At 69.4% G+C, this 13,245-nt stretch carries 14 protein-coding genes; 13 read left to right on the top strand and 1 reads right to left on the bottom strand.

What is annotated here, in order from left to right; translation table 11 throughout:
- Nucleotides 1–9 precede the first annotated feature (9 nt).
- The 12 genes from D7006_RS15150 (at nt 10) to D7006_RS15095 (ending at nt 10,040) form a co-directional block, all read left to right on the top strand.
- A complete protein-coding gene (locus D7006_RS15150) occupies nt 10–1,320 on the top strand; it encodes a replication-associated recombination protein A (protein ID WP_237353632.1) in 1,311 nt (436 codons plus the stop codon).
- Between the two features lie 33 nt (nt 1,321–1,353).
- Entirely contained in the window at nt 1,354–1,620 is a 267-nt protein-coding gene (locus tag D7006_RS15145; RefSeq protein WP_237353631.1) for a hypothetical protein, read from the top strand.
- A complete protein-coding gene (locus D7006_RS15140) occupies nt 1,617–1,895 on the top strand; it encodes a type II toxin-antitoxin system RelE/ParE family toxin (protein WP_237353630.1) in 279 nt (92 codons plus the stop codon). Before D7006_RS15145 ends, D7006_RS15140 begins: the two co-directional genes overlap by 4 nt.
- Before the next feature lie 18 nt (nt 1,896–1,913).
- Complete coding sequence (gene crcB / locus D7006_RS15135) at nt 1,914–2,303, top strand: fluoride efflux transporter CrcB (protein ID WP_229644945.1); 390 nt, start codon at nt 1,914–1,916, stop codon at nt 2,301–2,303.
- Between the two features lie 169 nt (nt 2,304–2,472).
- Nucleotides 2,473–3,567, top strand: a complete 1,095-nt coding sequence (locus D7006_RS15130; RefSeq protein WP_237353629.1) for an RluA family pseudouridine synthase — start codon at nt 2,473–2,475, stop codon at nt 3,565–3,567.
- Entirely contained in the window at nt 3,564–4,262 is a 699-nt protein-coding gene (locus D7006_RS15125) for a hypothetical protein (RefSeq protein WP_237353628.1), read from the top strand. The genes D7006_RS15130 and D7006_RS15125 overlap by 4 nt, the downstream gene beginning before the upstream one ends.
- Before the next feature lie 167 nt (nt 4,263–4,429).
- Nucleotides 4,430–5,053 carry a TRAP transporter small permease subunit gene (locus tag D7006_RS15120; protein ID WP_237353627.1) on the top strand — a complete coding sequence of 208 codons (624 nt, stop codon included), beginning with the start codon at nt 4,430–4,432 and terminating at the stop codon, nt 5,051–5,053.
- Between the two features lie 106 nt (nt 5,054–5,159).
- Nucleotides 5,160–7,016 (top strand): TRAP transporter large permease subunit, encoded by a 1,857-nt coding sequence (locus D7006_RS15115; protein WP_237356922.1) that lies wholly within the window; start codon nt 5,160–5,162, stop codon nt 7,014–7,016.
- Nucleotides 7,017–7,296: 280 nt separating this feature from the next.
- Nucleotides 7,297–7,974, top strand: coding sequence for a zinc ribbon domain-containing protein (locus D7006_RS15110; RefSeq protein WP_237353626.1), 678 nt, complete (start codon nt 7,297–7,299; stop codon nt 7,972–7,974).
- On the top strand, nt 7,971–8,690 hold the full coding sequence (locus tag D7006_RS15105) for an HAD-IA family hydrolase (RefSeq protein ID WP_169124336.1): 720 nt from the start codon (nt 7,971–7,973) through the stop codon (nt 8,688–8,690). Before D7006_RS15110 ends, D7006_RS15105 begins: the two co-directional genes overlap by 4 nt.
- Before the next feature lie 12 nt (nt 8,691–8,702).
- Complete coding sequence (locus D7006_RS15100; RefSeq protein WP_237353625.1) at nt 8,703–9,476, top strand: ATP12 family chaperone protein; 774 nt, start codon at nt 8,703–8,705, stop codon at nt 9,474–9,476.
- Between the two features lie 96 nt (nt 9,477–9,572).
- A complete protein-coding gene (locus D7006_RS15095) occupies nt 9,573–10,040 on the top strand; it encodes a TfoX/Sxy family protein (RefSeq protein ID WP_237353624.1) in 468 nt (155 codons plus the stop codon).
- Between the two features lie 77 nt (nt 10,041–10,117).
- Here D7006_RS15095 and D7006_RS15090 read toward each other — a convergent pair whose 3' ends face one another.
- Nucleotides 10,118–11,716, bottom strand: a complete 1,599-nt coding sequence (locus tag D7006_RS15090; RefSeq protein WP_237353623.1) for a DEAD/DEAH box helicase — start codon at nt 11,714–11,716, stop codon at nt 10,118–10,120.
- A 342-nt stretch (nt 11,717–12,058) separates the two neighbouring features.
- On the opposite strand from D7006_RS15090, the gene D7006_RS15085 reads away from it, so the two are divergent.
- The gene (locus tag D7006_RS15085) at nt 12,059–13,228 is read left to right on the top strand and encodes an MFS transporter (protein ID WP_237353622.1); all 1,170 of its coding nucleotides are present in this window, start codon (nt 12,059–12,061) and stop codon (nt 13,226–13,228) included.
- Nucleotides 13,229–13,245: the final 17 nt, after the last annotated feature.

The following is a 13,245-nucleotide window of genomic DNA, read 5'->3' as shown; positions in this document are numbered from 1 at the left end:
GAGGCACCCATGAGCGACCTGTTCGAGGCGGCGGGACTGGGGGAGGGGGTGGCGCGCCCCCTCGCAGACCGGCTGCGCCCGTCGCGCCTCTCGGAGGTGGTGGGGCAGGACCATCTGGTGGGGCCGGATGGCGTGCTCTCGCGCATGCTGGAGACACGCTCCCTCGGCTCGCTCATCCTGTGGGGGCCGCCGGGCACCGGCAAGACCACCGTCGCGCGCCTGCTGGCCTCGGCCACGGACCTGCACTTCGAGCAGATCTCCGCCATCTTCTCCGGCGTCGCGGACCTGAAGAAGGTGTTCGAGCAGGCCCGCGGCCGCCGGCTTTCGGGCACCGCGACGCTGCTATTCGTGGACGAGATTCACCGCTTCAACCGCGCCCAGCAGGACAGCTTCCTGCCTGTCATGGAGGACGGCACGGTGACGCTGGTCGGCGCCACCACGGAAAATCCCTCCTTCGAGCTGAACGCGGCGCTCCTCTCCCGCGCCCGGGTGCTGGTGTTCCGCTCCCTCGATGCCGAGGCGGTCGCCAAGCTGCTCGCCCGCGCCGAGGAGGTGGAGGGCCGCGAACTGCCCCTCACCGAGGAAGCGCGGGTGGCACTGGTGAACATGGCCGATGGCGACGGCCGCGCCTCCCTCACGCTGGCGGAAGAGGTGTGGCGCGCCGGGCGGCCGGGCGAGGTGTTCGACGTCGCCGGCCTGAGCGAGGTGGTGCAGCGCCGGGCACCCATCTACGACAAGAGCGAGGACGGCCACTACAATCTCATCTCCGCGCTGCACAAGGCGGTGCGCGGCTCCGACCCCGACGCGGCGCTCTATTATCTCGCGCGCATGCTGGATGCGGGGGAGAGCCCGCTGTTCCTCGCCCGGCGCATCGTGCGCATGGCCATCGAGGACATCGGCAATGCCGACCCGCAGGCTCTCGTCGTCGCCAATGCGGCGAAGGAGGCCTACGACTTCCTCGGCTCCCCCGAGGGCGAACTGGCGCTGGCGCAGGCGGTCGTCTATGTGGCCACCGCGCCGAAATCGAATGCCGTCTACACCGCCTTCAAGGCCGCCATGCGCGTCGCAAAGGAGGGCGGCTCGCTGGTGCCGCCCAAGGTTATCCTCAACGCGCCGACCAAGCTGATGAAGGCCGAGGGCTACGGCACCGGCTATCGCTACGATCATGACGAGCCGGATGCCTTCTCCGGCCAGAACTATTTCCCCGAGGCGCTTGGCCGCCAGAACTTCTACCGCCCGGTGGAGCGGGGCTTCGAGCGCGAGATCAAGAAGCGTCTGGACTACTGGGCACGCCTTCGGTCCGAGCGCGGCGGGAAATAGCGGGGCAAATGGCGAGGGCGGGAGCCTTCGTATATGATCCGCCCCGAGGCTGGACTCCTGAAGGCGACCATGACCCGGCTGATGCGCGAACTCATCGAGAAGCTTGAAGCCCTGCCCGAGGCCGAGCAGGACGCGCTTGCCCGCGAGTTCCTCCACGTGATCGAAGCCGGCGCCGGCGAGGGCGCGGTCTATGTCCTTACCCCCGAGCAGGAGGAGGAGGTCCGCCGCGCGCTGGAGGATGGGGAGCCGAACGCGTCCCCCGAGGAGGTCGAAGCCTTTTTTGCCCGCTTCCGGGGATGAAGGTCACCTTCCGTGCCCGCTCCCTCGGGCACCTCAGGCAGATCGAGCACTACGTCGCCTCCGACAGCCCCGCCGCAGCGGGCCGTCTTGTCGCCCGCATCGAGCGGGCTATCCTCAATCTCGCAGACCACCCTTTGTCCGCTCCAGCGGGCACCGTGCCGGGCACGCGGCAACTCGCCATCGCCGATACGCCCTACCTTGTCATCTATCGTGTGGATGCGGATGGCATCACCATCCTCGCCGTTCTCCATGCCGCGCGCCGTGCGCGCTCCTGATCAGTTCCGGAACCCGCCATGACCCTGCCCCCCGCCCTCATCGTCTTCCTCGGCGCCGGCCTCGGCGGCACCATCCGGCATTTCGTGAACATGGCCGTGCCGCGGCTGCTGGGCACGGGCTTTCCCTTCGCCACCTTCCTCATCAACGTGTCGGGCAGCCTCATCATGGGGCTGATGGCGGGCTATCTCGCCTTCAAGGACGGCGAGACCTGGACGCAGCCGGTGCGGCTGTTCCTCACCACCGGGGTGCTGGGCGGCTACACCACCTTCTCCACCTTCTCGCTGGATTTCCTCTATCTGGCTGAGCGGGGCGAGCTGGGGATGGCGCTGGCCTATGCCCTCGGCTCGGTGCTGCTGGGCTTCGGCGGCGTCTGGGCCGGCATCATGCTGGTGCGCAGCCTGACGTGACGGTGGGTTTGCCGACGCTCAGGCGCAGCGCGGGTTTTGGCGCGCTGCCGACGCTCAAGCGCCGCGCGGGCTTAAGTGCGCGCAGGACTTTCGGCGAGACGGTGGCCATGGCGCGGCGAAAGCTCTATTGCTGCGGCATCAAAGGGTTTGCGCGAGGACTAGGTCGAATATGGCTGTCGTGACCAGAACCGTGGCCGAGGACGAGGCGGGCATGCGCCTCGACCGCTGGTTCAAGGTGCATTATCCGGACCTCTCCTTCGGGCACCTGCAGAAGCTGGTGCGCACTGGGCAGGTGCGGGTGGACGGCGGCCGGGTGAAGACCTCTTCCCGCGTCGAGCCCGGCCAGAGCGTGCGCATTCCCCCGCTCGGCCTGGAAGAGCCCGAGGCGGCGGCCGCCCCGGCAAAGGGGGCGCGTAGCGGCGAGGCCGGCAAGGACGGTGCCTGCGCGGCCTCAGCCGAGCCCGGCGCCACTCCGCCGGCAAAGCCGCGCGCGTCGAAAGACCCGGCCGTGCGCAAGCTGGAGGAGGACCGGGCCTTCATCAAATCCATCACCCTGTTCGAGGACAAGGATGTGATGGTGCTGAACAAGCCGTTCGGCCTCGCCGTGCAGGGCGGCTCGGGCACCTATCGCCATGTGGACGGGCTGCTTGAGGCGCTGAAGGACCGGGACGGGCAGAAGCCCCGCCTCGTCCACCGCATCGACAAGGATACGTCCGGCTGCCTGCTTATCGCCAAGTCGCGGCTCGCCGCCTCGGTGCTGGCCAAGAGCTTCCGCTCGCGCGAGGCGCGCAAGGTCTACTGGGCGGTGGTGCCCGGCGTGCCGAAGCCGCGGCAGGGGCGCATCTCCACCTATCTCGCCCGCGACGAGGACGAGGAGAAGATGCGCGTCGCCCGCCATGGGGAGGACGAGGCGAGCCACGCCATCACCTATTACGCCGTGGTGGACCAGGCTGCGCAGAAGATGAGCTGGCTGTCGCTGAAGCCGGTGACGGGCCGCACCCACCAGCTGCGCGCGCATCTCGCCCACATCCACCATCCGATCCTCGGCGACCCGAAGTATTTCGACATCGAGAACTGGGAATTGCCCGGCGGCCTGCAGAACCGCCTGCACCTGCTGGCGCGCCGCCTCGTCATCCCGCATCCGCGCGGCAATGGGGTGATCGACGTCTCCGCGCCGCTGCCGCAGCACATGGCGCAGACCTTCGCGGTGCTCGGCTTCGACGCCTCGCAATACGATCCTATCCTGGAAGCGCCGGAGGGATGAGGCGCGCCGCCCTGCTGTGCCTTGCTGCGGCGGCTCTGGCCGTCGCGCCGGCGGCGGCGGGCGGTGCCGGGGCCGAGCGGGAGGGCGTGCTCTACTGGTTCCGCGATCTCCAGATCGCCCAGGCGACCGGCTTTCCCGACTACGAGATCCGGGGGGAGGCCGCCAGCGCCACAGCCTCGGGCGGCCGCCTCTACGGGCCGCGGGCGCGGGTGACGCTGACCCTCGATGTCCCGCACGGTTATCTGCGCATCGACGACCGGGGCGACGGGGACGGGGCGGCGCACTTCGTCACGGAAGCCGCCGTGTGGTTCGACCGGGAGGGATTTCCGCTGCTCGGCCTCAGCGAACGCGCGCTGCGCGGTGGTGTGCCGCTCGGCGGGCGGGTGCGTTTCTATTCCCACGCATCCGGGCGGTGGAATCTGGTCACCGACAAGGTGATGCCGCCGCAGGATGAAAGCCTGTGCCGCACCGAGCCGCAGGAGGTGGAGGAGAGCACGGCGGCGTTCGAGGGCCTCGGCCGGGCCATCACGCTGCTGCCACGCCAGGGCACGGACCTTGCGGTGTGGTGCGTGGCGCCCAGCCCGGTCGCGGGAACCGGCCGGGTGCTGGAATGGGACCGGGCCGCCGCCCGCTTCACCCAAGGGCAGAGTCTGCCCGGTCCGCCGCCCTGGCCGGACGCGCCCGCGCCGCGCTGAAGCCGGCGTCTTCGACTTTGGTCTGACCCCTGCCGCATTCGGCAGTCTGGTAACCGCCTCCGGCTTGAAGTCACAGCATCTTCCCCTATGGTGCGCGCCAAGGCCTGAAGGCCAAAGAAGAAGCAGTCCGGAGCCATCTCCGGCCGAGCCCGAGGGAAATGATCCCAATGACAGCCCTTCTCGCCCTCTCGCGGGGGATCGATGCCGTCAACACCCGCATCGGCAAGGCCGCGGCGTGGCTGATCCTCGTCTCCATCCTTGTGTCGGCGCTCAATGCGATCATCCGCAAGCTGTTCGACATGAGCTCCAATTCGTGGCTGGAGCTGCAATGGGTGCTGTTCGCCGCGGTGTTCCTGCTGTGCGCGTCCTGGACCCTCATCGATAACGAGCACATCCGCATCGACATCGTGAATTCCCGGCTGCCCAAGCGCACCCGCGATGGCATCGACATCTTCGGCCACCTCTTCTTCCTTCTGCCCTTCTCCATCCTGCTGCTGTGGACCTCGTGGCCCTTCTTCCTGGCCTCCTTCGAGATCAACGAGCAGTCGCTGAATGCTGGCGGCCTGCCGCAGTGGCCGGCGAAGCTGCTGGTGCCGGTGGGCTTCTTCTTCCTGACGCTGCAGGGCATCTCCGAGCTCATCAAGCGCATCGCCATCTTCACCGGGAAGATGGAGGACCCCCACGAGGGCGCGGGCGGCAGCCATGCGGCCCTTGCGGCCGAGGCCGAGCGCCTGCTGGCCGATGCGGAACTTCCCGATGGCGCGTCCGTCGCCCCTGCGGCCAAGAAGTAGGAGCGCGTTCATGTCCTTCGTCCGTACGCTCCTGAAGCGTCGCCCGCTCGCCGCGCTCGCCGTCGCGCTCCTCGCCGTCCTGCTCATCGCGCTGCCCGACGTGGCGATGGCGGCGGAGCCGGGCTTCCGCGGCTGGTTCATCCACAACATGGCGCCGATCATGTTCGGCGCGCTGGTGCTGTTCCTGCTGCTCGGCTACCCGGTGGCCTTCTCGCTGGCGGCCAACGGCCTGATCTTCGGCCTCATCGGCATCTATCTCGGCCTGTTCGAGCCCAAGTTCCTGCAGGCGCTGCCCGAGCGCGTCTACGGCACCATGAATAACGAAGTGCTCCTCGCGGTGCCCTTCTTCACCTTCATGGGCCTCGTCCTCGAGCGCTCCGGCATGGCGGAAGACCTGCTCGACACCATCGGGCAGGTGTTCGGCTCCATCCGTGGCGGCCTCGCCTATGCGGTGATCTTCGTCGGCGCGCTGCTCGCCGCGACCACCGGCGTGGTGGCCGCCTCGGTCATCTCCATGGGCCTCATCTCGCTGCCCATCATGCTGCGCTACGGCTACGACCGGCGCGTCGCCTCGGGCGTCATCGCGGCGTCGGGCACGCTGGCGCAGATCATCCCGCCCTCCCTCGTGCTCATCGTCATGGCCGACCAGCTGAACCGCTCGGTGGGCGACATGTATGAGGGCGCGTTCGTGCCCGGTTTGCTGCTCGCCAGCCTCTACGCGCTCTATATCTTCATCGTGTCCTCGATCTTCCCGAGCGCGGCGCCCGGCCTGCCGCTGGAGGCGCAGACCCTGCGCGATCCGGACCAGAGGACGCTGCCCTCGCGCATCATGGGCGCGGTGGCTGCGGCGGGCTTCGCCTTCCTGATCGCCCGGGGCTCCCTGCCGGGCCTGACGGCGGGCGCGCTTCCCGGCGTCGCCAACATGGCGGTGTGGGGCATCGTTTCATTCGTGGTGTTGTTCTTCATCATGTCGGGCACGGCGAAGCTGCTGACGCCCTCGCTCTTCATCGCTCTCGCCTTGTCCATCGCCGGCGCCATCGAGCTGATGGAGATGAGCCATGTGAAGTTCGGCGCCGACTATGTGGTGCTCACCATGTCGGCCACCGTGGGCATCGCCTTCGTGGTGGCCGTCATCAACCGCGTGTTCCGGCTGAAGCTGCTGTCCAAGCTCGCCGAGCAGGTGGTGTTCGTGATGGTGCCGCCGCTGGCGCTCATCTTCCTCGTGCTCGGCACCATCTTCATCGGCGTCGCGACGCCGACCGAGGGCGGCGCCATGGGCTCGCTTGGCGCGGTCATCCTCGCCTTCGCCCGCGGCCGGCTGAAGTTCGACCTGCTGCGGCAGGCGACCTATTCCACCGCCAAGCTCTCCGCCTTCGTGCTGTTCATCCTGCTCGGCGCGCGCGTGTTCTCGCTCACCTTCTACGGGGTGGACGGGCACAAGTGGGTAGAGGAACTGCTGGTGTCGCTGCCCGGCGGCCAGACCGGCTTCCTCATCGCGGTGAACGCGCTGGTCTTCGTGCTGGCCTTCTTCCTCGATTATTTCGAGCTGGCCTTCATCATCATCCCGCTGCTGGGGCCCGCCGCCGACAAGCTCGGCATCGACCTCATCTGGTTCGGCGTGATGCTGGCGGTGAACATGCAGACCTCGTTCATGCATCCGCCCTTCGGCTTCGCTTTGTTCTTCCTGCGCTCGGTGGCGGCGAAGGTGCCCTATGTGGACCGGGTGACGGGCAAGATGATGCAGCCGGTCACCACCGGGCAGATCTACTGGGGCGCGGTGCCGTTCGTGTGCATCCAGCTCGTGATGGTGGCGCTCATCATCCTCTTCCCGGGCATGGTGACCCACTACAAGAGCGGCGGCATCCAGCTCGACCAGCAGCAGATCCAGCAGCAGTTCGAGAACCTCACCCCCGGCCTCGACGCAACGTCACCGCCGCCCCTCGACCTCGGCTTCGGGAAATAGCGGGCGCCGGCGGGCCGGCCTTGCCCTCCTAAGGGCGCATTCGGAATGGACATGACGGGGCGGGGGCTTCTGTTCCTCCGCCCCGTCGTGCATTCGTGGTGACGGGGGAGGCCTTGCGATTCGCGGCGCGCCGCGGGCACAGGGCCACATCGATCGATCAAGGTGCTGGACCGGCCGGGGTGACGCCGCCAGCGTGGCGCAGCCAGGGCGGACCGGAGCTACGGCGACCGGGACCACGGTGACCGGGACTTGCCGGGCCGAGCGTGCGGAGGTGATTGCGATGAACCCGAGGCCCGACTTCTGTCCCGGCTGCGGGGCGCAGGTCTATCCCGAGGAGGCCCATTGCCCCTTCTGCGGCCGCAAGCTCCATACGAGCTATGTGATGCCGTTCCTCGTGGGCCTCGGCGGCACCGTGGTGGCGCTGATCTCGGGCGGCCTCGTCTGGTGGGTCATGTCGGCCGAGCCGGGAGAGACGCCCGACGCCCAGCCGCAAGCTCAGGCGACAGCACCGGCCCCGGCGGCTCCGGCCCCGCAACAGGTAGCGCCTGCCCAGCCGGCGCCCGCTCCCGCCCCGCCTCCGGCACAGGCCGCCGCGCCGACCCCGGCGACACCGCCCGCCGGCGCGCCGGCGCAGGACGCTTCGCTGCCGCTGCCCACGGTGAACGGCGCCGCCTCGGCACCGGCCGCGGACGCCGCCGCGCGCCGGGCCTTCGCCAAGAGCAAGCAGGACAGCTTCGCCCAGAACGGCCTCGACCTGACGGTGACCGCGGGCGGCGACGACGCGACGCTGCTCACCATCAAGTTCAACTTCCCGGCCAAGACGGCGGCCGAGCTGATCGTCGCCGGCCCCTTCCCCAAGCAGTGCGAGCAGCGCGGCTTCCGGCAGGTGTTGTTCGTCGATCCCTCCGGCACCACATGGACCTATGATATCGCGACCCAGCAGATGACGCAGAAATGAGCGCAGCAGCCGACGCCGAACCTTCCTCCTCCGCCGGCCTCAAGCTGGTGCTGTTCGATTGCGACGGCACGCTGGTGGACAGCCAGCACCTCATCGTCTCCGCCATGCACGATGTGCACGCCGCCCACGGCGTGCCCGTGCCGGACCGGGAGAAGCTGCTCTCGCTGGTGGGCCTCTCTTTGCCGCAGGCCTTCGCGGTGCTGTCGCAGGGGGATGCGTCCTATCCCATCGAGGCGATGGTCGATGCCTACAAGGTCGCCTTCAACCGCCTGCTGAATGCGGACGCCCCCGAGCCCATGTTCGACGGCGCCCGCGAGGTGCTGGAGGGGCTGCGCCAGCGCGAGGACGTGGTGCTCGGCATCGTCACCGGCAAGTCGCGGCGGGGCGTGAACCGCATCCTGTCCGTGCAGGGCATGGAGGGCTGGTTCTCCACCATCCAGACTGCCGACGACGCGCCCTCCAAGCCCCATCCGGCCATGGTGTTCCAGGCCATGGGGGAGATCGGCGCACGGCCGGAGGATACGGTGGTGATCGGCGATACCACCTATGACATCTCCATGGCCCTGCAGGCCGGGGCCTCGGCGCTCGGCGTCGCCTGGGGTTATCATGAGGTTCCGGCGCTGGAGCGGGCGGGCGCGGATCGGATCGTCCAGCACTTCCGCGAGGTGCCCGAGGCCATCGCCGAGCTTCTGGCCCGCCGCCGCGTCGTGATCTGAGGAAAGCTTGAGATGCGTGAGTTCCTGGAAGATGTGGAGAGCGGCGATCCGGGCGATCCCGTCGCCCGCGCCCGCGCCGCCCAGCGGGCGCCTCTGCCCAAGCGCTTCTATAAGGACGTCAGCGTGGGCGAGGGGGAGGGCGGCTTCACCATCCTCCTCGACGGCCGCCCCGTCCGCACCCCCGCGCGCGGCCTGCTCAAGGCGCCGACCCGCGCGCTGGCCGAAGCCATGGCCGCCGAATGGGCGGCCCAGCAGACCGAGATCGACCCATTCACCATGCCGCTGACCCGCCTCGTCAACGTCGCCCTCGACCGGGTGGCGCCGGAGGCGCAGGCGGTGGCGGACGAGGTGGTGAACTATGCCGGCACCGACATGCTTTTCTACCGCGCCGACGGTCCGCAGAAGCTGCTGGACCGGCAGGCGAAGCACTGGGATGCGGTGCTGGACTGGATGAAGGCCACCCACGGCGCGCGCTTCTATCTCGCCGAGGGCATCACCCATGTGGCGCAGCCGGAAGAGTCGCTGGCGAAGGTGCGGGCGCGGGTGCCGGCCGATCCGCTGCGCCTCGCCGCCGTGCATTCCATGACGACGCTGACCGGCTCCGCCCTCCTCGCCCTGGCCGTGGCCGAGGGGGCGCTCTCCGCCGACGCGGCGTGGACGGCGGCCCATGTGGACGAGGATTTCAACCGCGAGCAGTGGGGCGAGGACGAACTCGCCACCGCCCGCCGCGCCGCCCGCCGCACCGAGATGGACGCGGCCGCGCAGGTGCTGGCGCTGGTGGGCTGATCCGCGCGCTCAAGCCGCGCGGCGCTTGAGCGAGGTGGAACAAGAGCCCACGCGGCGCCTGAGCGGGGAAGGCCACGCGCGAGCGGGGAGGGGGGAATGGACGAGGACGCGATTGCCGATCTCTTCGCCGCCTTCGGCCCGGTGGCCGTCCGGCGCATGTTCGGCGGGGCCGGGCTCTATGCGGACGGGCTGATGTTCGCCCTGTGGGCCGGCGACAGCTTCTATCTCAAGGCCGATGCGGCGCTGGCCGAGGATCTGAAGGGGCGGGGCTCCGTGCCCTTCAGCTATGTGGCCAAGGGCGTCACCCGCACCATGGGCGGTTTCTGGTCCGTGCCCGAAGAGGCGCTGGACGATGCCGACGACCTCGCGGCCCTCGCCCGCCGCGCCCTCTTCGTGGCCCATGCGGCCAATGAGGCCAAAGCCAAAGCCCGGCCGGCAGGCCGGGCGTCTGCGAACAAAGCGAAGCCGGCAGGCGGCGCGTCTGCGAAGAAGGCGAAGCCGGCAGCCGGCGCGGCCGGGAAGAAGCCCACCGCCAAAAAGAAAAGCGCGCCGGCCCAAGGCTGAGCGGCGCGCTGATCCATCAGAATATTTGAAAGGACGCGTCGGCCCGGAGGTCGGCGCGCGCCTTCATGCGGCTGCCTTCACGCACCCGCCTTCACGCGCACGGGGCGCAGAAGGAAGGCGGGGAGGTGGGACATGTCCGCCGGCTCGTTGGCGGGGGCACGTTCGCGGCGCGGGGGGCGCGCCTCGGCGGCCTCCTCGCGGGCGGGACGGCGGTTGCGCTCGGGGCGGTCGCCACGCTCGGCGGTCCGTTCCGGACGCGCGGCGCGTTCCCGCTCCTGACGCTCGGGACGTTCGGTGCGCTCGGGACGCTCCGTGCGCTCAGGACGATCGGCGCGTTCGGGACGCTCCGCCCGTTCAGCCCGCGGCTGACGCTCGGGACGCTCCCCACGCTCCGCGCCTTCGGCCCGGGGCTCGCGCTCGCGGCGCGGCTCACGCTCGCCGCGACCTTCGCGATCACCACGGCCCTCGCGGGGCTCCTTGTCCATGCGGCGCTTGCCGCGCAAACGGCCATCGTCGCGCCCACGGCGCTCGGAGGCCGGCGGGGCGTCGCCCAGGGGCGCGCCATGCCAGGGGATCGGGTTGCCGATGAGCTTCTCGATGGCCGAGAGGGACTTGGCATCGAGGTGCGTGACCATGGTGTAGGCCGTACCGGCGCGGCCGGCGCGGCCGGTGCGGCCGATGCGGTGGACGTAATCCTCGGAATGGTGGGGCACGTCATAGTTGAAGACGTGGCTCACCGCCGGGATGTCGAGGCCGCGGGCGGCCACGTCGGAGGCCACCAGCAGGGTCGCCTCGCCGTTGCGGAACTCGTCCAGGGCCTTGATGCGGGCGTGCTGGTCCATGTCGCCGTGCAGGGCCACGGCGTTGAAGCCGTGCTTCTGCAGCGAGCGGTGGAGGACCGCCACATCGCGCTTGCGATTGCAGAAGATGATGCCGTTCTGCAGGTTTTCGCAGCTACGGATCAGCTCGCGCAGGACCTCGCGCTTCTCGTAGTCCTCGCGGCCGGAGGCGACCAGTTCCTGCGTCACCGTCGTGGCGGTGGACGCGGGCTTGGAGACTTCCACCCGCACGGGGCTGGAGAGGAACTGCGAGACGAGGCGCTGGATCTCCGGCGGCATGGTGGCCGAGAAGAACAGCGTCTGGCGGGTGAAGGGCACGAGCTTGCAGATGCGCTCGATGTCCGGGATGAAGCCCATGTCCAGCATGCGGTCGGCCTCGTCGATGACGAGCACTTCGATGCCGGAGAGGAGCAGGCGGCCGCGCTCCACATGGTCGAGCAGGCGGCCGGGGGTGGCGATCAGCACATCCACGCCGCGAACGAGCTTGGTGTCCTGGTCGCCGAAGGAAACGCCGCCAATGAGCAGGGCGACGTTCAGCTTGCTGTACTTGCCATAGCGCGTGAAATTCTCTTCCACCTGGGCCGCGAGCTCGCGGGTGGGCTCCAGGATGAGAGTGCGCGGCATGCGGGCACGGGCGCGGCCCTGCTCCAGCAGCGTCAGCATGGGGAGCGTGAAGGCGGCGGTCTTGCCGGTACCTGTCTGCGCGAGGCCGAGAACATCCCGGCGCGCGAGAACATGGGGGATGGCCTGGGCCTGGATGGGGGTCGGGGTCGTGTAGCCAGTATCGGCGACAGCCGCGAGAACCTTATCGCTCAGGCCGAGCTCGGAAAATGACATTGCATCTTTTGGATGCGGCGGCGCGCCGCTGATCGAACGTCCCGTGCCGTACGGGGTCAGACGAGTGGTCGTCGGTCGGCGCGCTTGGATTCGACATATCTCGGACGACGCATAGCAACATAAGAAAATGATGCGCCGTGTCAATGTTTTCCGGCCGGTCTCTCCGATTCGGCGCGTGAAAAGCGCCAATCCGCGGGCGCTCGCGCGCAAATGCACGCTTTGCGGGCACGCGCCATGCGCGTCACGAATGAGTGTGCACTGCACCCATGCGGCCTCGTCGGGTTGACCCGTCCCGGCCGACGCCGCACGGATGGCGTCCCTGTCGGCGTCCTTCCGGATCCCATGCCCTTCCTCCTGGTCCTCGGTCTTGCGGCGTTCGCGAGCGCGTTCTCCATGCGCGTCGTCGATCCCATGCTGAACATCCTGGCGAGCGAGCTGCAGGTGACGTTGCAGCAGGTGGCGATGCTCGCCAGCGCCTTCACCTTTCCCTATGCGCTGATGCAGCTGGTGTTCGGCCCCATCGGCGATGCGGTGGGCAAGGTGCGCCTCATCCGCGTGAACCTCGCCATGCTCACCATCGGCCTCGTGGTCTCGGCCACCGCCACCAGCCACGAGATGCTGCTCGCCTCCCGCGTCTTCTGCGGCGCCTTCGCCGGCGGCATCATTCCCGTGGTGCTGGCGACGGTGGGCGACCGGGTACCGTTCGAGCAGCGGCCGCTGCCGCTCAGCCGGGTGTTGCTCGCTTTGGTGCTGGGCCAGCTCTCCGGCTCGGCGCTGGCCGGCTTCATCGCGGAGATGGCGGGGTGGCGCGAGGTGTTCTGGTGCGCCTTCGGGGTCGCCGCCCTCGCCGCGCTCGCCACCACGTTCGGCCTGACGGAGGAGGGCGAGCGCCAGCCGCTGTCGTTTGCGGCCTCCATGGCCCGCTACGCGCTGGTGCTGCGCAATCCCCTGTCCATCAAGGTCTATGGGGTGGTGGCCATCGAGGGGGCGCTGAGCTTCGGCGTGTTCCCGCTGGTGGCGCCGCTGATGGTCCAGCAGGGCATCGGCGATGCCAAGGAGGCGGGCATCGCGCTCGCGGCCTTCGCCGTCGGCGGCGCCGTCTACACGTTCGCCGTGCCGCTTCTGGTGCGCTATCTCGGGCTTAGTGGCATGGTGCGCTGGGGCGCGGCGGGGGTGGGCGTGCTGCTCATTCTCGCCAGCCGCGCCCATGGGCTGGTGCTCATGGCGGCGATCTTCGCCGGGGCGGGCTTCGCCTTCTACATGATCCACAACGTGCTCCAGATCCTCGCCACGGAACTGGCTCCGGAGGCGCGCGGATCGGCGCTGGCGCTGTTCGCCTCCGCCTTCTTCATCGGCCAGGCGGTGGGCGCGCTGGGGCTGACGCAGGGGGCGGGCTTTGCCGGTGTCGCGGCCATGTTCGTCGCCGCCGGGGTGGGCATGCTGGTGCTGGCCGGCCCCGCCGGGCTGCTCCAGCCGCGGCGGGGCCATGTCTCGCCCCCCGAGACGTTCTAGGGACGCTTCGGGGAGGC

It is taken from the genome of Xanthobacter sp. YC-JY1, assembly GCF_021730305.1.
Lineage (GTDB): Bacteria > Pseudomonadota > Alphaproteobacteria > Rhizobiales > Xanthobacteraceae > Xanthobacter > Xanthobacter flavus.
The sequence above is the reverse complement of the archived record's forward strand: the minus strand, read 5'-3'. Positions and strand labels throughout refer to the sequence as shown.

Excerpts from the sequence above, each read along its gene's own strand:
- D7006_RS15130 (WP_237353629.1), top strand. The coding sequence starts at position 2,473 with ATGGCTGTCGTGACCAGAACCGTGGCCGAGGACGAGGCGGGCATGCGC.
- D7006_RS15150 (WP_237353632.1), top strand. The coding sequence starts at position 10 with ATGAGCGACCTGTTCGAGGCGGCGGGACTGGGGGAGGGGGTGGCGCGC.
- crcB (WP_229644945.1), top strand. The coding sequence starts at position 1,914 with ATGACCCTGCCCCCCGCCCTCATCGTCTTCCTCGGCGCCGGCCTCGGC.
- D7006_RS15140 (WP_237353630.1), top strand. The coding sequence starts at position 1,617 with ATGAAGGTCACCTTCCGTGCCCGCTCCCTCGGGCACCTCAGGCAGATC.
- D7006_RS15090 (WP_237353623.1), bottom strand. The coding sequence starts at position 11,716 with ATGTCATTTTCCGAGCTCGGCCTGAGCGATAAGGTTCTCGCGGCTGTC.
- D7006_RS15100 (WP_237353625.1), top strand. The coding sequence starts at position 8,703 with ATGCGTGAGTTCCTGGAAGATGTGGAGAGCGGCGATCCGGGCGATCCC.
- D7006_RS15095 (WP_237353624.1), top strand. The coding sequence starts at position 9,573 with ATGGACGAGGACGCGATTGCCGATCTCTTCGCCGCCTTCGGCCCGGTG.
- D7006_RS15105 (WP_169124336.1), top strand. The coding sequence starts at position 7,971 with ATGAGCGCAGCAGCCGACGCCGAACCTTCCTCCTCCGCCGGCCTCAAG.
- D7006_RS15110 (WP_237353626.1), top strand. The coding sequence starts at position 7,297 with ATGAACCCGAGGCCCGACTTCTGTCCCGGCTGCGGGGCGCAGGTCTAT.
- D7006_RS15115 (WP_237356922.1), top strand. The coding sequence starts at position 5,160 with ATGGCGGCGGAGCCGGGCTTCCGCGGCTGGTTCATCCACAACATGGCG.
- D7006_RS15125 (WP_237353628.1), top strand. The coding sequence starts at position 3,564 with ATGAGGCGCGCCGCCCTGCTGTGCCTTGCTGCGGCGGCTCTGGCCGTC.
- D7006_RS15120 (WP_237353627.1), top strand. The coding sequence starts at position 4,430 with ATGACAGCCCTTCTCGCCCTCTCGCGGGGGATCGATGCCGTCAACACC.
- D7006_RS15085 (WP_237353622.1), top strand. The coding sequence starts at position 12,059 with ATGCCCTTCCTCCTGGTCCTCGGTCTTGCGGCGTTCGCGAGCGCGTTC.
- D7006_RS15145 (WP_237353631.1), top strand. The coding sequence starts at position 1,354 with ATGATCCGCCCCGAGGCTGGACTCCTGAAGGCGACCATGACCCGGCTG.